Genomic DNA, 21,832 nt, shown 5'->3' with positions numbered 1-21,832 from the left:
AGGACGAGAAGGCGTTAAGCGGAGCCTCCTCCGGCCCGAGATGCTCGGGCCAAGCCCGAGCATGACGTATGTCATTCCATCCGTGCTGCGGTCCGCATCACCGCCAGCGCCAGCGTCTGCGCTGCCGGCACGATGCTCTCGACCTCGAGGAACTCGTCGGGCGTGTGGGCCATGCCGCCGACCGGGCCGACGCTGCACAAAGTCGGGCAGCCCTGCGCCGCCGTGAAACCGGAATCGGCGCAGCCGCCGGTGTATTCCGCCGTCACCGCGATGCCGAGCCCGGCCGCTGCGTCGCGATAGGTGTCGTAGAGCAGCAGCGAATCCGGCGTCTGCTCCAGCGGCACGAACTCGCCCTTGATGATCAGCTTCGCCGACGAGCCCTCGACCACCGGTGTCTCGATGATGTCGCGGATCGCCTCGACCAGCGCCTCGCGCTGCTTCGCCGTCTTGTAGCGCAGGTCGATCTCGCACCAGGCGGAAGGAGCGACGGTGTTGACGGTCTGGCCGCCGCCGATCAGCCCGACATTGACGGTGACACCGGCTTCAAGGTCGGTCAGCCCCTGCAGACGCGGGATCTTGTGGCCGAGATCGACGATGGCCGAGATGCCCTTCTCGTAATTGGCACCGGAATGGGCGGCCTTGCCGACGAACTCGGCCCGCATGAAGACGCCGCCCTTGCGGCCCGAGGTGATCGACTGCTTGTGGTCGCGGCCATAGTCGGTGCCCGTCGGCAGCCGGCTCGGCTCGGCATTGAAGACGCAGCGCGACTCGCGCGCCGCCGCCTCGATCACCGGCCGCGAGGACGGCGAGGCGATCTCCTCGTCGCTGGTGGTCAGCATCAGCAGCGGCGCCTTGAGGCCGCCATTGGCAGCGAAGGCGGCGGCGACGAAAGCTTCGATCACGAGCCCGGCCTTCATGTCGGCGACGCCCGGCCCATAGGCGCGGCCATCGCGGAGGGTGAAGGGCCGGCGGGTCGGCTCGCCCTCGGGGAAGACCGTATCGCGATGGCCGAGCAGCAGGATCGGCCGCTGGTCGTTCGCGGTCGGGTTGGGCAGGCGCGCCTTGACCGCATCGCCATAGCGTGCATCCGGCACGATCTCGACGGAGAGGCCGTTCGCCTCATGGAAACGAGCCAGCACCTGTCCGGCACGGTCGACGCCGGCCTTGTCATAGGAGCCCGAGTCGGTGTCGACCATCTCGCGCAGCAGATCGATCATCCCCTGCTTGCGCTCGCCGAGCCAGGCGAGGATGCGGGCTTCTTCCTGTGTCGTGTCGGTCATGATGGGCTTCCGGCTGGTGGTGTGGCAGTGAGCTTAGCCAAGCCGCGCGAGCGCCGATAGGAGAGGTACGCAAGGCCGACAGACCTTCGGCGCGGCCGGATCATGCGGAGTTCCCGGCAACAGCGAGCCGGTGGTTAAGCGAAAATTCAGCGTGATGGGACAGGCTGACAAGGGGGACTGGCCTGTCGATCGCTATCGGCCATCTTCCGAACAGCGCTCACAGGCCAATGCCCACATGCAGACCGCTTCCGCCGCGACCTATCTGACGCAGCTGCGATTGCGTGTCGGCGGGGCCCTGACCTTGCTGCTCTGGCTCTTCGTGCCGGCGACGCTGCTGGCCACGTTCGCGACCGGCACCGTCGAACATCTGCCACCTCTGCTGACGACGATCGGGTTGGCAGCCTTGGCGACCCTCGTCTGGCGGCGCGACCCGGCCGGCATGGCAACGCAGATCGTCCTCTCGCTGGGAGCGACCTGCAGCGCGCTCGCCTTCACTTATGCGCTCAAGGGAGCCGAATGGCACGAAGCCGGCCACGCCGTGCTCCTGATCATGCTGACGCTCTCGGCCGGATGGTGTGCCTGGCAACCGCTCGTGGCGGTCACCATCGTCGCACTCGGCCATGTCGCCATTCTCCACTCATCCCTGCCTCAAGCAGGCTTGGCCTTGCAGGACGATGCTCTCTTTTTCGCCTGCGTCCTCATCCAGCTCGGCCTTCTGCTCTGGATCATCCAGCAACAGAACAGGACCCTCGCAACCGCCGGCGACATGGCCGCCGAAGCGCGCCGCGATGCCACGGTGCAGGCCGAGGAGCTGAACCAGGCGCAACTGCGGGACATGGAACGCGAAGCTGCCCGGCGCCAGACGACTCGGGACATCGTCGCCGGCTTCAACACGCAGTTCCTCGCGACGCTCGACACGGTTCTGCAGGATATCCGCGACCTGAAGGGCCGCGCCGCCTCCCTGAACGAGATCGCCGACATCGCCAATGGCGAGGTCACCGCCGTGGCCTCGACCTCGGAGGAATCCTCGCGCAACGTCTCGGACGTCGCCACCGCAACGGAACAGCTTTCGACCGCGATCACGGCGATCGATCGCCAGCTCGCCACCACCCAGGCGCTGGTCGCCGACATGAACGGCAGCGCCCGGACCACCGCCGGCTCGGTCGACGTGCTCGACCAGGCAGTGCAGCGCATCGACGGCATCGTCGCCCTGATCCGCGGGATCGCCGAGCAGACCAATCTTTTGGCCCTCAACGCAACGATCGAGGCGGCGCGCGCCGGGGACGCCGGCAAGGGCTTCGCTGTCGTCGCCGGCGAGGTCAAGAGCCTGTCGCACCAGACCGCGATCGCGACGCAGGACATCGCCGGGCAGATCGCCGAGATCAAGCAGGCGGCCTCCGGCGTGGTCGAGACCATCGCCAAACTGACCGCCGGCATGGCCGACATGGACGAACGGACGATCTCGATCGCGGCGGCGCTGGAGGAGCAGGGGCAGATGACCCATGTCATCAGCCGCAGCATCGCCGAGGTCGCGACCGGCACGGAGTATCTGGCGCAGACCACCAACAACATCCGCGGCTCGGCCAACCAGACCCATGAGGTCGCGAGCGCGGTGCTCGCCTCGACCACGGCGCTCGAAGGCAAGGCCGAAGAGCTCGAAAGCGCCGTTCACCAGTTCCTGCAGCGCGTCTCGGCGGCTTGAGAGCTGATTTCAAAGGGCGCGTACCCTACAAAAAAGGCGCGGGTCGTCCCGGGCGACCGGAGGGAGACCCGGGACCCATTCCGGAACCTTTCCGATAGAGGTTCAGGAATGGATCCCGGATCGGCGCCGCTGACGCGGCTTGTCCGGGATGACACCGGGTGGATGTCGAAATCTACTCCTTGAAAACCCACCCATCATTGTCGATCAGGTTCACGCCGCCACCTCGCGCGCATGAGCGCCGAGATAGGCGATAGCGGCCGCGACACCGCCCTCCCCATGCGGGATGGCTTTTGCCTGCAGCGCCATCTCGACAGCGCTCAGGCTGCCCAGCACCATCGGCGCGTTGACATGGCCCATATGGGCGATGCGGAAGGCCTTGCCGGTGAGATCGCCGATGGCGAGACCGAGCGTGACGCCGCAGACCTCTCGCGCATAGTCGGTGATGACGGTCGGATCGCCGTCGACGAGAATGGTGGTGACCGACGGGGCGCGCTGCGACGGCTCGACGACGTTGAAGCTCAGGACCTGGCCTTCAGCCCATTTCGACATCGCTGCCTGCGTCGCAGCCGCCAGCAGCGCGTGGCGTCGCCAGGCTGCTTCGAGGCCTTCGGTCAGGATCATGTCGAGCGCGGCGCGCAGGCCGAACATCAGATGCTCGGGCGGCGTGCCGCAATGCTTCATGTAGAGCAGCGGGTCCATCCGCGCGGTCCAGTCCCAATAGGGCGTGCGCATATTCGCCTGCCGGTGCGAATGCAAAGCCTTGCCGTTCGCCGCGACGAAAGCGAGGCCGGGCGGTGTCATCAGCCCCTTCTGCGAAGCGGACATCGCGACATCGACACCGAAGTCGTCCATGTCGAACGGCATGCAGCCGAGCGCGGCGACGCCGTCGACCATGTACAGCGCCGGATGGCCGGCGGCATCGATGGCGCGACGGATCGCCTGGATGTCGTTGACCACGCCGGAGGCGGTGTCGATCTGGACCGTCAGGACCGCCTTGATCGCGTGGTCCTTGTCCTGCCGCAGGCGCTCTTCCACCGCGGCGGGGTCGACCGCCGCGCGCCAGGAGCCGGCGAGCACTTCGACATCGGCACCCATGAACCGGGCCATCTCGCCCCAGCCGATGGCGAAGCGGCCGCTGGAGAGCACCAGCACCTTGTCGCCACGCGAGAGGACATTGGTCAGCGCTGCCTCCCAGCCGCCATGGCCGTTGGCCGCGTAGAGGAAGGTCTCCCCCGTCGTGCGGAAGACAGCCTTGAGGTCTTCCAGCAGGGTTTCGGTCAGATCGACGATCGTCCTCGAGGCGAGCTCCTCGGCCGGGCGTATCATCGCCTGGAGGACGCGATCGGGAATATTGGTCGGGCCCGGCATTGCGAGCAGGACCCGGCCATTGGCAACACTCATGAAGACCCCCGCCTTACGCTTCGAATCGGACGCGCTGAACAAACAGCGATCCGACGGCGCGATGCACAAACCCTATGATCGGTGCAGAAATCGTTGCGCGCGGCCTGTCAGCGGCGCGCTTCGGCCGCCATGCGCACGGCAAAGCCAGCGAGCATCGTCGCCATCACCCAGCGCTGCACCAGCGCCCAGAACGGGCGCGTGCGCAGGAACACGGCGATGCCGCCGGCAGCGAAGGTGATCAGCGTGTTGACGCTGACCGAGACCGTGATCTGGATGAAGCCGAGGATGATCGACTGCGCCAGCACGCTGCCTGCAGCCGGATCGATGAATTGCGGCAGCAGCGCCAGGTAGAACATCGCGATCTTCGGGTTCAGCAGGCTGGTCAGGAAGCCCATCATGAAGAGCTTGCGCGGCCCGTCATGCTTGAGCTCGCGGACATGGAAGGGCGAGCTGCCGCCGGGCCGGACCGCCTGCCAGGCGAGCCAGAGCAAGTAGGCCGCGCCGGCCAGCCGCAGCGCGTCATAGGCGAAAGGCACTGCAAACAGCAGTGCGGTGATGCCGAAGGCGGCGCAGAAGACATAGAAGACGAAACCGAGCGCGATGCCGCCGAGCGAGATCAGCCCGGAGGCTGGCCCCTGCGCGATCGAGCGCGAGATCAGGTAGATCATGTTCGGCCCCGGCGTCAGGACCATGCCGAAGGCGAGCAGGATGAAGGCGATCAGGTTGCTCGTATCGATCATGGCGCGCTCCGGCCGCAAGGTGCGCGACCATGGCATTGCCGGCGAAACGCCCGCAAGGCGCAACCCATGACTCGGCTGCATCGCCGCCATCCCGCACCGGCCTCTCTGGCAGCAGGTGGCGGGAACGAGTCGCCGCCTGCCGGGTTCATGGGCATCACCTCGGGGGGATCCGCGCCATGACCTTGTTCAGCCGCCTGCTCTATTCCGGCATCGCCGGCTCCTTGCTGCTGGCGTCCCTGCTGCTGATGGCGGTCGCGATCTCAGGTACTTTCACCGGCTTCCGAACCGGCGAAGGCGCACTCGACACCATGCTCGACGGGATCGGACTGGTGATCATCGCGGTCGCCGTCGCCGATGTCGGCAAGTTCCTGTTCGAGGAGGAGGTCATCGCCGACCGGGAATTGCGGCGGCCGGCGGAAGCTCGCGGCTCCCTGACCAAGTTCATGACGATCATCATCGTCGCGCTCAGCCTGGAATCGCTGGTGCTGATCACCAAGGCGGCGCGCGACAAGCCGGCCGACATCCTGTTCCCGGCCCTGCTGATGCTGGTCGCGGTGGCGGCGCTGGTCGGGCTCGGCCTGTTCCAGAAGCTCAGCCAGCATGCGACGGCGGCTATCCCTGACGATGTCGGGGACGAAGAGGACGAAAGGAAGCCGGACGAACCCGCGAGGGGAAGACTCCAGCGGCCCAAACGGCGAACAACCGAGGCCTAGCTCCAGGCGGGCATCAGCCGCGCAGCTCGACCAGCATCAGGTCGGTATCTTCAGGCTTCGCTCCCGCCGCCGTCAGCATGGCATGAGCCTGGCCGCGGTGATGGGTTTGGTGATTGAAGAGGTGCATGACGAGGATCGGCGCCTGCATCGTCATCTCGCTTCCCGTCAAACCGGAGAACCAGGTCACATTGCCCGCAAGCCACTCCGGCGAGAGGTCTTCCGCCCAGCCCCGGATTGTCTCGTCGAAATCGCGGCGCGCGACCTTCAGCTCCTCCCAGTCCGCGATCATCGAGGCGGACTCGCGGTTGGGCACGGCCGGCTTCGGCGTGCCGGCAAAGCGCGAGAGCCAGGTCTGGTCGGCCCAGAGCAGGTGGCAGAATGTACCGTGGATCGAGCGGAAGAAGGCGCCGCGGTCCTGCCGGCGCGCCTCGTCGGTGAGCATGTCGGCAGCAGCATAAAGGCTGCGGTTCTGCCAGCGATTATAGCGCGCCATGGTCGCGACATAGGCCGTGTCGATCATGGCGCGATCTCCCTTCGATCAGATGATGTTCGCCTCGCGCAGCGGCGTGCCGGCGACGATGCGCTCATGGCCGAGATCGGCGAGATCGAGCGTAAGGTAACGACCGTTGACGATATGCTCGGCGAGGCCGCGGCCGACCGCCGGGGATTGCTGCAGGCCATGGCCGGAGAAGCCGTTGGCGAGGTAGAGATTGGGCACGCCGACGGCAGGGCCGAGGATGGCATTACCGTCGAGTCCGTTCATGTCATAGGGGCCGGCCCAGGCGCGGCCGGGCTTGATCGCCTCGAAGGCGGGCACGCGATGGGCAAGCGGCGCCCAGACATATTCCTCGAAGAAGGACCAGTCGACATCCTCGACATCGGCGTCGGTCTCGACCCATTCGCGGTCGAGTTCCTCCGGCGGCGAGGAGCCGCAGATGAACATCTGCCCCTCATTGCCGCGCTTGCCTTCCGGGCGGACATAGGCGCCGGAGGTGTCGATCAGCAGCGGGCAGTTGTCGACCTCGCCCTTGCAGGTGAAGCTGTAGACATAGCGTTTCATCGACTTGACGGGGATGGCGACGCCGGCAGTCGCGGCGAGCCCGGCGCCATGGGTGCCCGACGCGTTGACCGCGGCGGCGCAGGCGATGCGGCTGCCATCGGTCAGCTCAACGCCGGTGACGCGGCCGCCCTCGACGACATAACCGGTGACCTCACCCTGGCGATATTCGACGCCGAGCGCACGCGCCTTCTTGCGGAAGGCCTGCAGCAAAGCCCAGCCGTCGAACCAACCCTCGCCACTGACGCCATAGGTGCCGCAGAGGAGGTCTGAGGTATTCAGCCAGCCGAATTTGCTGCGCAGCATTTCTGCAGCATAAAGCGCGACATCGGCGCCCTCCTGCTGCTGAAGCGCCTGATTCTGCTGGAGAACCTTACGGCCCTCGTCGCCGGCGACATAGAGATAGCCGCCCTCGTGCAGATCGATCGACGGCGCCTCGCCATCGACCGAGAGGTGCTGGCCGATATTGCGCAAAAAATCGATGCCGAAGAGCGAGACGCGAATGTTCACCGCGCTGGAGAACTGCTGGCGGATCGAGGCAGCCGAGAGCGCCGAGGCCGAGAGCCGATAGGTCGGGTCCTTCTCGGTGACGATGACCTTGCCCTTGAAGCCGGGATCGCTGGCAAGGTGATAGGCGACGGAGGAGCCGATCGCGGCGCCTCCCACGATGACGATGTCGGCCGAGGCTGAGGCGGAAGACATAAGTGACCTGCGCAAGCGGTGGTTCGTGATCTCAGCGCATGAATGACAACTCAACCGGCGCTTGTCGAGTGGCTAGTTCATCCCCTCGCATTCCCCGACGAGCCAGTCGCGGAAGGCGATCACCGCCGGCAGGCTCGCCTTGGCCTCGGGATAGACGAGGTAATAGCCTTCCGGGCCGCGCACCGGCCGATCGACCGGAATAACGAGCGCGCCCGAGCGCAATTCCTCCTCGACCAGGATACGCGGCACGATGGCGACGCCGAGCCCCGCCACTGCCGCCTGCGCCACCATCGCGAACTGCTCGAAGCGCGGGCCCATCAGCGCCCGCTCCGGCGGCAGGCCCTGCTGCTCCAGCCAGTTGGCCCAGGCGCGCGGCCGAGTCGATTGCTGCAGCAGGGGCTGGCGCAGCAGATCGGCGGCCTCCCTGATACCGGCCCGCGCCACCAGCGCCGGGGCCGCGACCGGCACGACTTCCTCGCCCATCAGACGGTGCAGCCGCGCGCCGGGCCAGACCGGGAGCCCGAAATGGATGGCGGCGTCGGCGGCATCATGGGCAAAGTCGAAGGGCACCAGCTTGGTCGAGAAATTGATGGTGACGCCGGGATGAGCCTCGGTGAAGCGCGGCAAACGCGGGATCAGCCAGCGCGTGCCGAAGGTCGGCAAGATGGCGAGATGGAGCAGGCCGGCGCCGCCGCGAAAGGCCATCGCCGAGAGCGTCGCAGCCGCCAAACGCGAGAGCCCGTCGCGCACTTCGGCAGCATAGGCGCCGCCGGCCGGCGTCAGGCTGACGCGTTTCTTCACGCGCTCGAACAGTTTCAGGCCGAGATTCTGCTCCAGCAGCGCGATCTGGCGGCTGACCGCGCCCTGCGTCAGGTTCAGCTCCTCGGCGGCGCGGGTGAAGCTGCCATGGCGCGCCGCCGCCTCGAAGGCGGCGAGCGCCGAGAGCGAGGGCACCGAGAGGCGGCCGGGAACGATCTCCGAGTTCATGATCCCATCTCATCAAGTCGTGAGAACATATCGATTGCGGAGAGCGGCTGGAAGAGGGCATTGTGCAGCCGAACTGGCGGGCTTCCAGCAAGCCACCATCCCTGGATGATCTGGCATCCGGGTCTATTTGCGTTGCTGAAGCTGCGCGATGGCCCGATGACGGCAGGAGCATAGGCGAACGATGACCACCTCCCTTCCGAACGACGCCCTCGCCTTGCTGAAGCGCCTCGGCGTGCCGGAGAGCGCCTATGCCGGCGCCGGCCTTTCCGCCCGCTCGCCGATCACCGGCGAGACGGTCGCGACGCTGCGCGAGACCTCCCCGGCAGAAGCGGAAACTGCGATCGGCCGGGCCCAGTCCGCCTACCTCGCCTGGCGCAAGGTGCCGGCGCCGCGGCGCGGCGAGTTCGTCCGCCTGCTCGGCGAGGAACTGCGCGCCGCCAAAGCCGATCTCGGCCTGCTGGTGACGCTGGAAGCCGGCAAAGTCACCTCCGAGGGCCTCGGCGAGGTCCAGGAGATGATCGACATCTGCGACTTCGCCGTCGGCCTGTCGCGCCAGCTCTACGGTCTCACCATCGCGACCGAGCGCCCGAACCATCGCATGATGGAAACCTGGCACCCGGTCGGCGTCGTCGGCGTGATCTCGGCCTTCAACTTCCCGGTCGCAGTCTGGTCGTGGAATGCGGCGCTGGCTTTCGTCTGCGGCGACAGCGTCGTCTGGAAGCCGTCGGAAAAGACCCCGCTGACCGCGCTCGCCGTGCAGGCGATCACCCTGAAGACAATGAAGCGCTTCGGCCCCGAGGCGCCGATCGGCCTGTCGGAAATCCTGATCGGCGGCCGCGAGCTCGGCGACACCCTGGTTCAGGACCATCGCGTTCCGGTCGTCTCCGCTACCGGCTCGACCCGGATGGGCAAGGAGGTCGGCCAGAAGCTCGCCGCCCGCTTCGCCCGCGCCATCCTCGAGCTCGGCGGCAACAACGCCGCGATCGTGGCGCCGTCCGCCGATCTCGACATCGCCCTGCGCGGCATCGCCTTTGCCGCCATGGGCACGGCCGGCCAGCGCTGCACCACTTTGCGCCGCCTGATCGTGCATGAGAGCGTCTACGATCAGCTCGTGCCGAAGCTCGCCAAGGTCTACGGCTCCGTGAAGATCGGCGATCCGCGCGAAGCCGGCATCCTGGTCGGCCCGCTGGTCGACGAGGCCGCCTATCAGGGCATGCAGAAGGCGCTGTCCGAGGCCAAGACCGAGGGCGGCAAGGTCCATGGCGGCGAAAAGGTCGATGTCGGCTCCGGCGGCTTCTATGTCCGTCCGGCCCTGGTCGAGATGCCCAGGCAGTGCGGCCCGGTCGAGCGCGAGACCTTCGCCCCGATCCTCTATGTCATGAAGTACAAGACGCTGGCCGAGGCGATTTCGCTGCAGAATGCGGTCGGCGCCGGCCTGTCCTCCTCGATCTTCACCCTCGACATGCGCGAGGCCGAGACCTTCGTGTCCGGCGAAGGCTCGGATTGCGGCATCGCCAACGTCAATATCGGCCCGTCCGGCGCCGAGATCGGCGGCGCCTTCGGCGGCGAGAAGGAGACCGGCGGTGGCCGCGAAGCCGGCTCGGACGCCTGGAAGGCCTATATGCGCCGCGCCACCAATACGCTGAACTACGGCACCACGCTGCCGCTGGCGCAGGGCGTCAGCTTCGATGTGGATGCGTGATCGATAAGCCGTCATTCTCGGGCGAAGCGAAGCGCAGAGCCTGAGAATCTCAGGACCAGCCAGCTGGTTTCCGAGATGGTCGGGTCAAGCCCGACCATGACGTTCCAAAAAGCAGGGAGAGCACTATGGCCGAAGCCGCGCGCAAGACCGCCCAGAGCCACAAGCTGGCCGAGTTCAACTGGCAGGACCCCTTCCTGCTCGACGACCAGCTCAACGAGGATGAGCGGCTGATCCGCGACACCGCGCGCGACTATGCGCAGGAAAAGCTGATGCCGCGCGTGGCTGACGCCTATCTCGAGGAGAAGACCGAGCGCGGCATCTTCAACGAGATGGGCGAGCTCGGCCTGCTCGGCGTGACGGTCCCGGAAGAGTATGGCTGCGCCGGCGCCAACTACGTCTCCTACGGGCTCGTCGCTCGCGAGGTCGAGCGCATCGACTCCGGCTATCGCTCGATGATGTCGGTGCAGTCCTCGCTGGTGATGTACCCGATCTACGCCTATGGCGACGAGAACCAGCGCAAGAAGTACCTGCCCAAGCTCGCCTCGGGCGAATGGGTCGGCTGCTTCGGCCTGACCGAGCCGGATGCCGGCTCCGATCCCGGCGGCATGAAGACCCGGGCCGAGAAGGTCGCCGACGGCTACAAGCTGACGGGATCCAAGATGTGGATCTCGAACTCGCCGATCGCCGACGTCTTCGTCGTCTGGGCGAAGTCGGCCGCGCATGACAACCAGATCCGCGGCTTCATCCTCGAAAAGGGCATGAAGGGCCTCTCCGCCCCCAAGATCGGCGGCAAGCTTTCGCTGCGCGCCTCGATCACCGGCGAAGTCGTCATGGACGGCGTGATCGTGCCGGAAGAGAACCTGCTGCCGAACGTCTCCGGCCTCAAGGGCCCGTTCGGCTGCCTCAACCGCGCCCGCTACGGCATCTCCTGGGGCGCGATGGGCGCCGCCGAGGACTGCTTCCACCGCGCCCGGCAATACGGGCTCGACCGCAAGCAGTTCAACAAGCCCCTCGCCCAGACGCAGCTCTACCAGAAGAAGCTCGCCGACATGGTGACCGAGATCACGCTCGGCCTGCAGGGTTCGCTGCGCGTTGGCCGCCTGCTCGACGCCGGTCAAATGGCGCCGGAGATGATCAGCCTCGTCAAGCGCAACAATTGCGGCAAGGCGCTCGACATCGCCCGCCAGGCCCGCGACATGCACGGCGGCAACGGCATCTCGATCGAGTACCATGTCATGCGCCATGCGGCGAACCTCGAGACGGTCAACACCTATGAGGGCACGCACGACGTCCACGCGCTGATCCTCGGCCGGGCCGTCACCGGGCTGCAGGCGTTCTTCTGATCCACGTCGTCATGGCCGGGCTTGACCCGGCCATCTCTCCCCGAACCATACTCCCGAAGAGATGGTCGGCTCAAGGCCGACCATGACGACGTGGATCAGTCGATGTCCAACACCCCTCCCCTCGCCGGCCTGCGCGTCCTTGAACTGGCGCGCATCCTTGCCGGGCCCTGGATCGGCCAGCTGCTTGCCGATCTCGGCGCCGATGTCGTCAAGGTCGAGGCACCCGAGGGTGACGACACCCGCAAATGGGGGCCGCCCTTCGTCGAGGGCGCCGGCGACGAGCATCTCTCGGCCGCCTATTTCCACTCGGCCAATCGCGGCAAGCGTTCGATCACGGCCGATTTCCGCACGGAAGAGGGCCAGGCGCTGGTTCATCGCCTCGCCGCCCATGCCGACGTGGCGATCGAGAACTTCAAGGTCGGCGGGCTCGTCAAATACGGGCTCGACGCCGCCTCGATGCGCAAGGCCTATCCGCGGCTGATCTATTGCTCGGTCACCGGCTTCGGCCAAGACGGCCCCTATGCGCCGCGCGCCGGCTACGACTTCCTGGTCCAGGGAATGGGCGGCCCGATGTCGGTCACCGGCGAGCCCCAGGGCGCGCCGATGAAGGCGGGCTATGCCGTCGCCGACATCTATACCGGTCTTTATGCCACCACCGGCATCCTCGCCGCGCTGCGCCGGCGCGATGCGACTGGCGAAGGCGCGGTGCTCGACATGGCGCTGCTCGATGCCCAGGTTGCCGTGCTCGGCAACCAGGCGATGAACTACCTCACCTCCGCCAAGGCGCCGCAGCGCCTTGGCAACGCCCACCCAAACATCGTGCCCTATGACGTCTTCCCGGTGGCGGACGGGCACATCATCATCGCCACCGGCAATGACGGGCAGTGGCGCAAGCTCTGCGAGGTGGTCGGCGATGCCGGCTTCGCAGCCGAGCCCGACTATCTCGACAACCGCTCACGCGTCGCCAACCGCGTCGCCCTGACGGTGCGCCTCAATGCGCTGACCGGCCGTTTCGCCAAGCTCGACCTCTTGGCGAAGCTGGAGGCGGTCGGGGTGCCGGCCGGCCCGATCAACACGATCGAGGAGGTCTTCGCCGACCCGCAGGTCAAGGCCCGTGGTGTGCGCGTCGATCTGAAGAACCCGGCGGCCAAAGCCGGCTCGACCCCGACCGTCGCCTCGCCGATCGTGCTCGACGGCGTCAGGCAGGTCGCGAGCCGTCCGAGCCCGCGCCTCGGCGAGCATGCCGAGGAAATCCTGAACGATCCGGCCTGGGGAGGGCCGCACAATGGCTGAGCGCACTGGCGGGCAGATCCTCGTCGACCAACTCCTGATCCACGGCGCGACCGACGCCTTCTGCGTGCCGGGCGAGAGCTATCTTGCCGTGCTCGACGCGCTGCACGACGCCGACATGAAGGTCACCATCTGCCGGGCCGAGGGCGGCGCGGCGATGATGGCGGAGGCCGCCGGCAAGCTGACCGGCAAGCCCGGCATCTGCTTCGTGACGCGCGGCCCCGGCGCGACCAACGCCTCACCCGGCATCCATATCGCCGACCAGGATTCGACGCCGATGATCCTGTTCGTCGGCCAGATCGAGCGCGGCATGCGCGAGCGCGAGGCCTTCCAGGAGCTCGACTACCGCGCCGTCTTCGGCACGATGACGAAATGGGCGACCGAGATCGACGATGCCGCGCGCATCCCCGAGATCATCAGCCGCGCCTTCCATGTCGCGACCGCCGGCCGCCCCGGCCCGGTGGTGATCGCGCTGCCGGAAGACGTGCTGACCGACCTCGCCGACGTGCCGGACGCAGCGCCCTACCAGGTCACCGAGACACATCCCTCGCTCTCGCAGACCATCGACCTGCAGAAGCGGCTCTGGGCGGCCAAGGCACCGATCGCCATCCTCGGCGGTTCGCGCTGGGACCCGCAGGCGATCGCACGCTTCCAGCGCTTCGCCGAGCGTTTCGACCTCCCGGTCGCGGTCTCGTTCCGCCGGCAGATGCTGTTCCCGGCCGACCATCCGAACTTCGCCGGGGATCTCGGCATCGGCCCCAATCCGAAGCTCCTGAAGCGCATCCAGGACAGCGACCTCGTACTCCTGGTCGGCGGGCGTCTCTCCGAGATGCCGAGCCAGTCCTACACGCTGTTCGGCATTCCCAATCCTGGCCGGCCGCTGGTGCATGTCCATCCCGATGCGGAAGAGCTCGGCCGCGTCTACCGACCGGAGCTGGCGATCAACGCCTCGCCGACCGCCTTCTGCGCGGCGCTCGAGACGGTGCATCCGCCGCAGGTGATCCCGTGGGCTGGCGCGGCCGCCGAGGCACATGACGCCTATCTCGCCTGGAGCGAGCAGCCGGCGCCGGTGCCCGGCAAGTTCCACCCCGGCGAGATGGTGACCTGGCTGCGCCGCAACATCCCGGCCGACGCCATCATGTGCAACGGCGCCGGCAATTACGCGACCTGGGTGCACCGCTTCCATCGCTTCACCAAGTTCGCGACGCAGCTCGCGCCGACCTCGGGCTCGATGGGTTATGGCGCGCCGGCGGCGATCGGCGCCAAGCGGTTATTCCCTGAGCGGACGGTGATCGCCTTTGCCGGCGATGGCTGCTTCCTGATGAACGGCCAGGATTTCGCGACGGCGGTGCAGTACGACCTGCCGGTGATCGTCATCGTCGTCGATAACGGCATGTACGGCACGATCCGCATGCACCAGGAGAAGCATTATCCCGGCCGCGTCTCGGCGACGATGCTGAAGAACCCCGACTTCGCCGCCTATGCCAAGGCCTTCGGCGGCCATGGCGAGCGGGTCGAGACGACCGAGGAGTTCGCGCCGGCCTTCGAGCGCGCCGTCGCCAGCGGCAAGCCGGCGATCATCCATTGCCTGCTCGATCCCGAGGCGATCACCCCGGCGAAATCGCTCTCGACCATCCGCGCCGAGGCGCTGGAGGCTCAGGGCAAGGGCTGATCGCGACCGAACCAGATCCGGCGCATCAGCCCGTCCTTCAGCACGAACTGATGGAACAGGGCCGCGCCGGCATGGATCGCGGCGAGCACGGCCAGCGTGGTGAAGAGCGCCTCGTGCAGGCGCAGCATCGCCTCGTAGATCGCCTTGTCCGGGCCGATCGGGTGCGGCACGGCGATCCAGCCATAGAACAGCGTCGGGATCTGGATCGGCGCCGCCGAGACCATCAGCAGGCCGGTCAGCGGCAGCGCGAGCAGGCAGAGATAAAGCCCGGCCCGGACGCTTGCCGCGGCGAGCGCCTGCCAAGCCGGCAGGGCGAGCGACTGCGGCTCCGGCAAGGCCAGCCGCAACAGGAGGCGCAGGAAGACGAGCGCCGCGACCGTGAGCCCGATGGATTTGTGCCATTGGTAGAGCGAAAAGCGGCTGATCAGGTCGCGCGTCTCGTCGCGCATCAGCCGCGCCAGCCCGAACTGCACGAGGATCAGCGCCAGCGTCAGCCAGTGCAGCACGATGATCAGGGGATGCCAGCGTCTCGGGCGCATCGCAAATCCGAGCCCTCTCCTGCGAGGACGAGCGCCGCTCAGCGGAGAATCTCGCCGCGGATCGCCAGATCGACCTGATCGTCCACAACGTTGACGTCGCGCCCGATGGCGAAGGCGTTGCGCGAGAAAGCTGTGGTCGCACGGAAGGGAAGCCGCTCGCCGGGCCGCAACTCCGCCGGGTCGCGCTCGGCGATCGCGCTGACGTTCACCGCTTGCGTGGTACCGCGGATCGTCAGCCGGCCGCGGATCGCGAGGCTGCGACCGTCGATGCGGCTGACCTGTTCGGAGACGAAGCTCGCCGTTGGGTGGTGGCCGACATCGAGCATGCTCTCGCCCTTGATGAAGCCGTCGACCAAAGCGGTGCCGGTGTGAAGCGAGACCGTTTCGATCGTCATCCTGATGCGGCTGCGCTCGGGGTGGTCGAAATCGAGGGAAATGGCGCCATCGACATGGTCGAAGATGCCCGACGCGGTCGGCACGCCGAAGCGCTTGGCGGTGAAGGAGACTTCGCCGGAACCCTGACGCAGCGTGCCTGAGGGCTCGGCGGATACCGCCGTCGCGAGGGCGGCGGAGAAGAGCAGCACGAGGAACGAACGGATCGCCATGACTGCTGGCCCGGCCTGCGTGGACAAGAACGGATGTCTAGACCCACGCCGCAACGCCCGCCAGAGCGCGCGCGCAATCGTGTACGCAGCGACCGCAACCGCCGGCCTGCGGCCGGCGCAATGATGATGCAACGAAGAGATCGAACTTTCCCGCCCGTGCCTCGTTTGAGGGATGCGGGCGCCTGATCCGGTCGATTGTGGCGCTGACGCGAACAAGCGCGACGCAACCGGGCAGTGCACGAACAGGAGGTTCGGCCATGACACGACGGATGATCCTCGCGCTCGGCATTGCCGGCACGATCGGCTTCGCCATGACGCCCCAGGCAAAGGCTGCGGGCTTCCTCGACGATCTGACCCGGGCGATATTCGGCAATCCGACCCCGCCCGCCGCGATCGGCGTTCCGGACGGACCGGCGATCAGGCCGAAGCCCAGTAAGCCGCGCCCGGTGAATACAAGGCCCGCGGAACCCGCGGTCAAGCTCGACCCGGCCAGCGATGCCTACTGGTATCTGCGCGATCCCACGCTGCGGAAGGGCGACATTGTGGTCACCCGCAGCGGTATCGTGGTCTTCGACGGGCAGAAATCCTCGGAACATGCGAGCAGCGCGTTCACCGCCCTCGAGGACACCAAGCACCTGCCGAAGGTCCAGCAGCAGACGCTGGAAGCCGCAGCAGCACGCGGCCGGGCCTTGTTCACGCCGTCCGCCACCGCACCGGTCGTCCCCACGCTACAGACGAAGGCAGAGATCGGCACGACCGCGCAGGCTCAGTAGGTCGCGCGGCCGCCCGAGAGATCGAAGATAGCGCCGGTCGAGAAGCTGCATTTCTCGGTGGCAAGCCAGGCGACCAGTTCCGCCAGCTCATCGACCGTGCCGAGCCGCTTCAGCGGGCTCTTGCCAACCATGGTCGCGACCGTCTCGGCGCTCATCTGCTGCAGGAGTTCGGTCTCGATCGCAGCCGGCGCCACGGCATTGACCAACACACCTGTGCCGGCGAGTTCCTTGCCATGCGCCTTGGTCAGCGCGATCACGCCGGCCTTGGCGGCGCTATAGGCCGAAAGCGTCGGCGTGCCCTCCTTGCCGGCAAGCGAGGCGATGTTGACGATGCGGCCATGACCGCGCGGCGCCATTACGGCCGCGACAGCACGCGAGCAGAGGAAGGTGCCGGTCAAATTGACCGCCTGGACCTTTTGCCATTGCGCCAATGGGGTCTCGGCGACCGTGGTCGAGGGGCCGGTCAGGCCGGCATTGTTGACGAGCACCGCGATCGGTCCGTGCTCACGCTCCGTCCGGTCGAGAGCCGCGGCGACTTGCGCTTCATCCGTGACATCGCAGGCGACGAAGTCATGGCCGCCCTCGCCTGCCGCCAGATCCCAGACCACCGGTACGAAGCCGTCCAGTGCCAATCGCTCGCAGACGGCACGGCCGATGCCCTTGGCGCCGCCGGTGACGACGGCGACCTTCGCCGAATTCGCCGAGCTCACGCCGCCTTGGCCTCGTCGAGCTTGGCGGCGACGAGCTTGCGTAGGCTGCGCAGGTCCTTGACGAAGCCGCGAATGCCCTCGGCGAGCTTCTCGGTCGCCATCGGGTCCTCGTTCATGGCGAAGCGGAAGGCCTTCTCGTCGAGCGTGATCTTCTTTGTGCCTTCGGGGGATGCGACTTGCGGCGAGGCTGCTGGCGACAATTTGCGCGGGAGGTTACCGGTCGCGCCAGCGAGCTCGTCGAGCAGGCCGGGGCCAATCGTCAAACGATCGCAGCCGGCAAGTGCCTCGATCTCGCCAGTGTTGCGGAAGGAAGCGCCCATGACCACGGTCTTGATCCCGAACGCCTTGTAATAGGCGTAGATGCTCTTCACCGAGACGACGCCGGGATCGGTCTCGGCGGTGTAGGGGCCACCGCCGGCCTTGACGTGCCAGTCGAGGATGCGGCCGACGAAGGGCGAGATCAGGAAAGCCTTGGCATCGGCTGCCGCGACCGCCTGCGGCAAAGCGAAGAGCAGGGTCAGGTTGCAGTCGATGCCCTCGGCCTGAAGGACGCGCGCAGCCTGGATGCCCTCCCAGGTCGAGGCGACCTTGATCAGGATGCGCTCGCGCCCGACGCCGCGCTCCTTGTAGGCGGCGATGATGGCACGCGCCTTGGCGATCGTGGCTTCCGTATCGAAGGACAGGTCGGCATCGACCTCGGTCGAGACCCGGCCGGGGACGATTTTGGTCAGTTCGGTGCCGAAGGTGACGGCGAGCCGGTCGCAGACCGCCTCGACCGCACCTGCGCCGCTGCCCTGGCGCTTGCCCCAGGCGATCGCCTCCTCGACGAGGCCGGCATAGGCCGGCGTCTCCACCGCCTTGAGCAGCAGCGTCGGATTGGTGGTGCAGTCGACCGGCTTGAGACGGCGCACGGCCTCGATGTCGCCGGTGTCGGCGACCACGGTGGTCATGGCGCGGAGCTGATCGAGCTTGGAGGCGGTCATCACGTCATCCGTATGGGTTGCTGTCGGTCCTGCCATCAATATGAAGCCTGCCGACCGTCATTGCGAGCGAAAGCGAAGCAACCCGGCCCTGCATCAGCTCCGGCCGGGTCGCTTCGTCGATGCTTTCGTCAGCTCTTCACCGCACCCGCGGTCAGGCCGGTGACCATGTTCTTGCGGAAGCCGTAATAGATCACCGCCGGCGGGATGGCGTAGATCAGGCCGGCCGTCATCAAGAGGTTCCAGGGCGCATCATCGGCTGAGAGGAAGAGCCCGAGGCCGACGGCGAGCGGCACCGCCTTTTCGCTGGAGAGCAGCAGGAAGGCGTAGAGATACTCGTTCCAGGCGAGCAGCAGCGCATAGATGCCGATCACCACCATCGAGGGCTTCATCAGCGGCAGATAGACCAGCCGGAAGAGCTGCAGCGAGTTGGCGCCGTCCATGATCGCGGCTTCGTCGAGTTCCTTCGGCAGCTTGTCGGAAGCCTGCTTCAGCACCCAGATCGCATACGGCGAAGCCAACGCCACCATGGCGAGGATCAGCGCGACGCGAGTGTTGAGCAGCCCGAAGGTGCCCATCGCCTTGTACATGGGGATGGCGAGGAAGGCGGCCGGGATCAGATAGGTCGCCAGCGCGAAGTTCATGATCGAGCGGCCGCCCGGCGCCTTCAGCCGCGAGATGGCGAAGGCGGCGCAGGTCGCGATGAACAGCGTGATCAACCCGGTCGCGATCGCGATCATGAAGCTGTTGAACAGCTGCAGCCAGAAATTCGTCAGGTAGTAGTGCTGCTGGTTGAAGACGATCTGGAAGTTCTGCAGCGTCGGCTTGTCCGGCCAGAGCTTGCCGGCGAGCATCGATTCCTGCGTCGAGATCGACAGCACGAAGAGATGGTAGATCGGCAGCAGCGTCCAGATCAGGACGGGAATGGCGATCAGGATCAGCTTGCCCTCGTCGAGAACCTTTTTCATCATTCGGCTCCCTTCGAGAGACGCTTCACCATGAACCAGACCATGGGCAGGATCAGCGGCATCGCGCAGATGATCGAGGCGATGCCGAGGTCGAGATTGTTGTTGCGCATGTAGCGAATGCCGAGCGTCGCCAGCACGTGGTTGAGATCGCCCGGACCACCGCCAGTGAGCAGGTAGACGCTGTTGAAGTCACCCAGCGTCCAGATCATCGAGAGCAGGGTCGAGGTGACGTAGAGCGTCGCCAGCGAGGGCCAGGTGATGAAGCGGAACTGCTGCCATTTGTTGGCGCCGTCGACGCTGGCCGCCTCATAGAGATCCTGCGCGATGGCGAGCCGGCCGGTGACGAGGATCAGCGTCCAGAACGGCAACGACTTCCAGATATGGACCATGATCGAGGACGCGAAGGCGAGCGTCGGGTCGGTCAGCCAGCCGGGCCCCTCGACGATGCCGAACCAGTGGAAGAGCTGCTGGTTGATCATGCCGTTCTCAGGGTTGAGCATGACCCGGAAGGACAGGATGGTCGGGATCGAGGGCACCGCCCAGGGCAGGATGAACAGCACCAGCATGAAGCGCACCCAGGCGCGCTGCTGGACGAAGAAGCCTGAGAGGAACATCGCGATGATGAACTTCAGGTTCACCGCGATGAACAGGAAGACGACGGTGTTGACCAGCGTGCGAACGAAGATCGGATCGGCGAAGAGCGCCTTGTAGGACTGCCAGTTGAGGCCGAGCCAGAGCCCGTAGGCGACCGGGTAGACCACCATCACAGCGAAGACGAGAAGATAGGGGGCGAGCATGAGCACGCCCCAGAACACGCGGTCGCGCGCCTGTCCGGAGGTTGCATCGCTCGAAGCGGTTGCTGGGGGAGCCATCGCTGCCGTGGTCATTCTAGTGTTCTCCCTCGAGACGCGCCCGCCGTCGAAGACGGGTCGGCATCCCGCAGCAAGGTCGCGCTGCGGGATGCCGTGTTTGTCGGCTTGCCTTAGGCCGGCGTCAGCCGGCGATCTGCTTGATGCGGGCGATCATCTCGTCGACCGCCTGCTCGGGCGAGATCTTGTCCTGGACGACGCGGTTGATCGCCTTGGCCCAGACGTTCTCGGCATTCACCGCGGTGAACTTGTAGTTGTAGACGAACTGGAACGGCACGGTGCCGTCCGTGTACTGCTTGTAGACGATCTTGCGATGCGGATCGGCGCCCGTCCAGAACTCGGCCTTCGCCGCCTCGATCGTTGTCGGGAACCAGCGACCGACCGAGCCCTCGACGAAGGGACGCAGGTTCTCGTCCTTCATCATGAAGGCCATGAACTCCTTGCCGCGCTTCTTGTTCTTGCCGTCCGCGAAGACGACGGCGGTCTTGACCGCGGCGAGGTTGGTCATCGGCGAGCCGTCCGGCTTGTTCGGGAACTCGGCCGTGCGGATGTTGTCGTAATAGTTCTTCTTGGCCTGGTCGCGCTGCTCCTGGGTGAGCGCCTGGTTGTTCATGTCGTCGAGATGCTTGGCCGCGATCGAGATCGTGGCGTTGTGGGTCAGCACCGTCGTGCGGTTATGGAACGCGACGTTGTTGTCGGGGTCGAGCCAGTTCACCGAGGAGGGCGGCGTGCAGCCGCGCTGGGCGATATTGGAATAGTCCTTCACCGCCTTGACCATCGCCGCCTTGTTGGCCGGCTCGTCGAGCACGATCTTGCCGTTCTCGTCGACGACCTTGGCGTTGAAGGCGTTGGCGAAGGTCAGGAAGGAGTAGAAGGTGTCGGAAGCGGCGACGCCCATCGGATGGCCGACGGCGTAGATGCGCTTGCCCTTGGCGCGCAGCGCGCCCTGGACCTTGTCGCACCAGAAATCCCAGTAGCCGTCCCAGCCCTTGGGGATGTCGCTTTCCTTGAAGCCGGCCTCTTCCAGCATGTCCTTCCAGTAGGTGATGTGCATCATCTGCTGCTGGACCGGGAAGGCGTAGTAGGCCTTCTTCTTGGTCTTGTCGTTCATCAGGAAGGTCGTCGCCAGCGCCTGCGGCTGGATCTGATCCTTGATCGGCGTCAGCACGTCGGTGACGTCCTCGAGCTTGCCCTCGAAGGCCCACTGCCCGGTGGTGCGGAAGTCATAGGTGGTGCAGAATCCGACATCCGGCGGCGTGCCGGCCTGGACGGCGCCCACCGACTTGGTGACGCAGTCCTCGGTCGCATAAAGGGAGAGGTCGACCTTGACGCCGGTCGCCTTCTGGAACTTGTCTACGACGGCGAGCAGCGCGTCGTCCTCGCCCTTGTAGAAGCCCTTGGTGAACCAGACGGTCACCGTCTCCTGGGCAAGCGCCGCTCCGGACCAGCCGGCGGCGATTGCGGCCAAGGCTGCGCCGGCAGCCAGAGAGCGCACGAATTTCATGGTATCCTCCCATTTAAAACGTTTAGATTGAGCTTTTTTGCCCTGCTCCTCATAAACACTAGTCGATGAGCCATGCAACTCACAAGCGGCTGGGTTGCACGATTTTCATGCGACGCTCGATCGGACGTATCCTCGATCCCTTCCGCCGAACCTACGTGAATCGGCTTTGACGGCGTCGCCCGCTCGCGTCAAAGAGGACGATGTCACGGATGTGTCACGAGTGCAGCTTACCCCGCGCCACACGATCCATGTCCTGACGTTCGCGCGCTCTCGCCGCGCGGCAGACCTGCGGAGT

The 21,832-nt window shown here is 66.3% G+C and carries 20 protein-coding genes; 7 read left to right on the top strand and 13 right to left on the bottom strand.

Translation table 11 applies throughout. The features are described 5' to 3' along the window. Positions 1 to 71 precede the first annotated feature (71 nt). A complete protein-coding gene (locus GV161_RS16305) occupies positions 72 to 1,280 on the bottom strand; it encodes a M20 family metallopeptidase (protein WP_152016688.1) in 1,209 nt (402 codons plus the stop codon). 235 nt (positions 1,281 to 1,515) lie between these two features. Here GV161_RS16305 and GV161_RS16300 point away from each other — a divergent pair, with 235 nt between their 5' ends. Continuing rightward, positions 1,516 to 2,982 (top strand): methyl-accepting chemotaxis protein, encoded by a 1,467-nt coding sequence (locus GV161_RS16300; RefSeq protein ID WP_159650274.1) that lies wholly within the window; start codon positions 1,516 to 1,518, stop codon positions 2,980 to 2,982. A gap of 210 nt (positions 2,983 to 3,192) precedes the next feature. Here the strand turns inward: GV161_RS16300 and GV161_RS16295 are convergent, their stop codons facing one another. Next, positions 3,193 to 4,383: an aminotransferase class V-fold PLP-dependent enzyme gene (locus tag GV161_RS16295; protein WP_152016686.1), complete on the bottom strand. Its 1,191-nt coding sequence runs from the start codon at positions 4,381 to 4,383 to the stop codon at positions 3,193 to 3,195. 107 nt (positions 4,384 to 4,490) lie between these two features. After that, the gene (locus tag GV161_RS16290; protein ID WP_152016685.1) at positions 4,491 to 5,123 is read right to left on the bottom strand and encodes a LysE family translocator; all 633 of its coding nucleotides are present in this window, start codon (positions 5,121 to 5,123) and stop codon (positions 4,491 to 4,493) included. A gap of 176 nt (positions 5,124 to 5,299) precedes the next feature. Here GV161_RS16290 and GV161_RS16285 point away from each other — a divergent pair, with 176 nt between their 5' ends. Next, positions 5,300 to 5,836 (top strand): GNAT family acetyltransferase, encoded by a 537-nt coding sequence (locus tag GV161_RS16285; protein WP_152016684.1) that lies wholly within the window; start codon positions 5,300 to 5,302, stop codon positions 5,834 to 5,836. A gap of 13 nt (positions 5,837 to 5,849) precedes the next feature. Here GV161_RS16285 and GV161_RS16280 read toward each other — a convergent pair whose 3' ends face one another. The 3 genes from GV161_RS16280 to GV161_RS16270 form a co-directional block, all read right to left on the bottom strand. After that, positions 5,850 to 6,356, bottom strand: a complete 507-nt coding sequence (locus tag GV161_RS16280; protein ID WP_152016683.1) for a DinB family protein — start codon at positions 6,354 to 6,356, stop codon at positions 5,850 to 5,852. An 18-nt stretch (positions 6,357 to 6,374) separates the two neighbouring features. Next, positions 6,375 to 7,595: an FAD-binding oxidoreductase gene (locus GV161_RS16275; protein WP_152016682.1), complete on the bottom strand. Its 1,221-nt coding sequence runs from the start codon at positions 7,593 to 7,595 to the stop codon at positions 6,375 to 6,377. 72 nt (positions 7,596 to 7,667) lie between these two features. Next, a complete protein-coding gene (locus GV161_RS16270) occupies positions 7,668 to 8,582 on the bottom strand; it encodes a LysR family transcriptional regulator (RefSeq protein WP_152016681.1) in 915 nt (304 codons plus the stop codon). Between the two features lie 181 nt (positions 8,583 to 8,763). Here GV161_RS16270 and GV161_RS16265 point away from each other — a divergent pair, with 181 nt between their 5' ends. From GV161_RS16265 to GV161_RS16250, 4 genes are all read left to right on the top strand, one after another. Then, positions 8,764 to 10,284, top strand: a complete 1,521-nt coding sequence (locus tag GV161_RS16265) for an aldehyde dehydrogenase family protein (RefSeq protein ID WP_152016680.1) — start codon at positions 8,764 to 8,766, stop codon at positions 10,282 to 10,284. A gap of 125 nt (positions 10,285 to 10,409) precedes the next feature. Next, positions 10,410 to 11,627, top strand: coding sequence for an acyl-CoA dehydrogenase (locus tag GV161_RS16260; protein WP_152016679.1), 1,218 nt, complete (start codon positions 10,410 to 10,412; stop codon positions 11,625 to 11,627). Between the two features lie 102 nt (positions 11,628 to 11,729). Next, on the top strand, positions 11,730 to 12,920 hold the full coding sequence (locus tag GV161_RS16255) for a CaiB/BaiF CoA-transferase family protein (RefSeq protein ID WP_152016678.1): 1,191 nt from the start codon (positions 11,730 to 11,732) through the stop codon (positions 12,918 to 12,920). After that, entirely contained in the window at positions 12,913 to 14,589 is a 1,677-nt protein-coding gene (locus tag GV161_RS16250) for a thiamine pyrophosphate-binding protein (RefSeq protein ID WP_152016677.1), read from the top strand. Before GV161_RS16255 ends, GV161_RS16250 begins: the two co-directional genes overlap by 8 nt. On the opposite strand, the gene GV161_RS16245 is transcribed toward GV161_RS16250, so the two are convergent. Beyond that, the gene (locus tag GV161_RS16245) at positions 14,574 to 15,128 is read right to left on the bottom strand and encodes a cytochrome b/b6 domain-containing protein (RefSeq protein ID WP_152016676.1); all 555 of its coding nucleotides are present in this window, start codon (positions 15,126 to 15,128) and stop codon (positions 14,574 to 14,576) included. The two genes, GV161_RS16250 and GV161_RS16245, sit on opposite strands and share 16 nt — an antisense overlap. 38 nt (positions 15,129 to 15,166) lie before the next feature. Beyond that, positions 15,167 to 15,733: a YceI family protein gene (locus GV161_RS16240; RefSeq protein ID WP_152016675.1), complete on the bottom strand. Its 567-nt coding sequence runs from the start codon at positions 15,731 to 15,733 to the stop codon at positions 15,167 to 15,169. Between the two features lie 269 nt (positions 15,734 to 16,002). Between GV161_RS16240 and GV161_RS16235 the strand changes: the two genes are divergently transcribed. Beyond that, positions 16,003 to 16,506: a hypothetical protein gene (locus GV161_RS16235; protein ID WP_152016674.1), complete on the top strand. Its 504-nt coding sequence runs from the start codon at positions 16,003 to 16,005 to the stop codon at positions 16,504 to 16,506. On the opposite strand, the gene GV161_RS16230 is transcribed toward GV161_RS16235, so the two are convergent. The 5 genes from GV161_RS16230 to GV161_RS16210 form a co-directional block, all read right to left on the bottom strand. Further along, positions 16,500 to 17,216 carry an SDR family NAD(P)-dependent oxidoreductase gene (locus GV161_RS16230; protein ID WP_152016673.1) on the bottom strand — a complete coding sequence of 239 codons (717 nt, stop codon included), beginning with the start codon at positions 17,214 to 17,216 and terminating at the stop codon, positions 16,500 to 16,502. The genes GV161_RS16235 and GV161_RS16230 overlap by 7 nt on opposite strands. Continuing rightward, complete coding sequence (gene tal / locus GV161_RS16225) at positions 17,213 to 18,199, bottom strand: transaldolase (protein ID WP_152016672.1); 987 nt, start codon at positions 18,197 to 18,199, stop codon at positions 17,213 to 17,215. Before tal ends, GV161_RS16230 begins: the two co-directional genes overlap by 4 nt. 128 nt (positions 18,200 to 18,327) lie before the next feature. Next, positions 18,328 to 19,164, bottom strand: coding sequence for a carbohydrate ABC transporter permease (locus tag GV161_RS16220; protein WP_244624234.1), 837 nt, complete (start codon positions 19,162 to 19,164; stop codon positions 18,328 to 18,330). Beyond that, positions 19,164 to 19,961, bottom strand: a complete 798-nt coding sequence (locus tag GV161_RS16215; protein WP_348521258.1) for a sugar ABC transporter permease — start codon at positions 19,959 to 19,961, stop codon at positions 19,164 to 19,166. The genes GV161_RS16220 and GV161_RS16215 overlap by 1 nt, the downstream gene beginning before the upstream one ends. 196 nt (positions 19,962 to 20,157) lie before the next feature. Further along, positions 20,158 to 21,537, bottom strand: a complete 1,380-nt coding sequence (locus tag GV161_RS16210) for an ABC transporter substrate-binding protein (protein ID WP_152016669.1) — start codon at positions 21,535 to 21,537, stop codon at positions 20,158 to 20,160. Positions 21,538 to 21,832 lie beyond the last annotated feature (295 nt).

The organism is Bosea sp. 29B (assembly GCF_902506165.1).
Taxonomy (GTDB): Bacteria; Pseudomonadota; Alphaproteobacteria; order Rhizobiales; family Beijerinckiaceae; genus Allobosea.
This window is presented reverse-complemented; position numbering and strand designations above follow the sequence as displayed.

What these genes read in the sequence shown, in the direction of transcription:
- GV161_RS16305 (WP_152016688.1), bottom strand. Translation starts at nt 1,280, where the DNA reads ATGACCGACACGACACAGGAAGAAGCCCGCATCCTCGCCTGGCTCGGC.
- GV161_RS16300 (WP_159650274.1), top strand. Translation starts at nt 1,516, where the DNA reads ATGCAGACCGCTTCCGCCGCGACCTATCTGACGCAGCTGCGATTGCGT.
- GV161_RS16295 (WP_152016686.1), bottom strand. Translation starts at nt 4,383, where the DNA reads ATGAGTGTTGCCAATGGCCGGGTCCTGCTCGCAATGCCGGGCCCGACC.
- GV161_RS16290 (WP_152016685.1), bottom strand. Translation starts at nt 5,123, where the DNA reads ATGATCGATACGAGCAACCTGATCGCCTTCATCCTGCTCGCCTTCGGC.
- GV161_RS16285 (WP_152016684.1), top strand. Translation starts at nt 5,300, where the DNA reads ATGACCTTGTTCAGCCGCCTGCTCTATTCCGGCATCGCCGGCTCCTTG.
- GV161_RS16280 (WP_152016683.1), bottom strand. Translation starts at nt 6,356, where the DNA reads ATGATCGACACGGCCTATGTCGCGACCATGGCGCGCTATAATCGCTGG.
- GV161_RS16275 (WP_152016682.1), bottom strand. Translation starts at nt 7,595, where the DNA reads ATGTCTTCCGCCTCAGCCTCGGCCGACATCGTCATCGTGGGAGGCGCC.
- GV161_RS16270 (WP_152016681.1), bottom strand. Translation starts at nt 8,582, where the DNA reads ATGAACTCGGAGATCGTTCCCGGCCGCCTCTCGGTGCCCTCGCTCTCG.
- GV161_RS16265 (WP_152016680.1), top strand. Translation starts at nt 8,764, where the DNA reads ATGACCACCTCCCTTCCGAACGACGCCCTCGCCTTGCTGAAGCGCCTC.
- GV161_RS16260 (WP_152016679.1), top strand. Translation starts at nt 10,410, where the DNA reads ATGGCCGAAGCCGCGCGCAAGACCGCCCAGAGCCACAAGCTGGCCGAG.
- GV161_RS16255 (WP_152016678.1), top strand. Translation starts at nt 11,730, where the DNA reads ATGTCCAACACCCCTCCCCTCGCCGGCCTGCGCGTCCTTGAACTGGCG.
- GV161_RS16250 (WP_152016677.1), top strand. Translation starts at nt 12,913, where the DNA reads ATGGCTGAGCGCACTGGCGGGCAGATCCTCGTCGACCAACTCCTGATC.
- GV161_RS16245 (WP_152016676.1), bottom strand. Translation starts at nt 15,128, where the DNA reads ATGCGCCCGAGACGCTGGCATCCCCTGATCATCGTGCTGCACTGGCTG.
- GV161_RS16240 (WP_152016675.1), bottom strand. Translation starts at nt 15,733, where the DNA reads ATGGCGATCCGTTCGTTCCTCGTGCTGCTCTTCTCCGCCGCCCTCGCG.
- GV161_RS16235 (WP_152016674.1), top strand. Translation starts at nt 16,003, where the DNA reads ATGATCCTCGCGCTCGGCATTGCCGGCACGATCGGCTTCGCCATGACG.
- tal (WP_152016672.1), bottom strand. Translation starts at nt 18,199, where the DNA reads ATGACCGCCTCCAAGCTCGATCAGCTCCGCGCCATGACCACCGTGGTC.
- GV161_RS16220 (WP_244624234.1), bottom strand. Translation starts at nt 19,164, where the DNA reads ATGAAAAAGGTTCTCGACGAGGGCAAGCTGATCCTGATCGCCATTCCC.
- GV161_RS16215 (WP_348521258.1), bottom strand. Translation starts at nt 19,961, where the DNA reads ATGCTCGCCCCCTATCTTCTCGTCTTCGCTGTGATGGTGGTCTACCCG.
- GV161_RS16210 (WP_152016669.1), bottom strand. Translation starts at nt 21,537, where the DNA reads ATGAAATTCGTGCGCTCTCTGGCTGCCGGCGCAGCCTTGGCCGCAATC.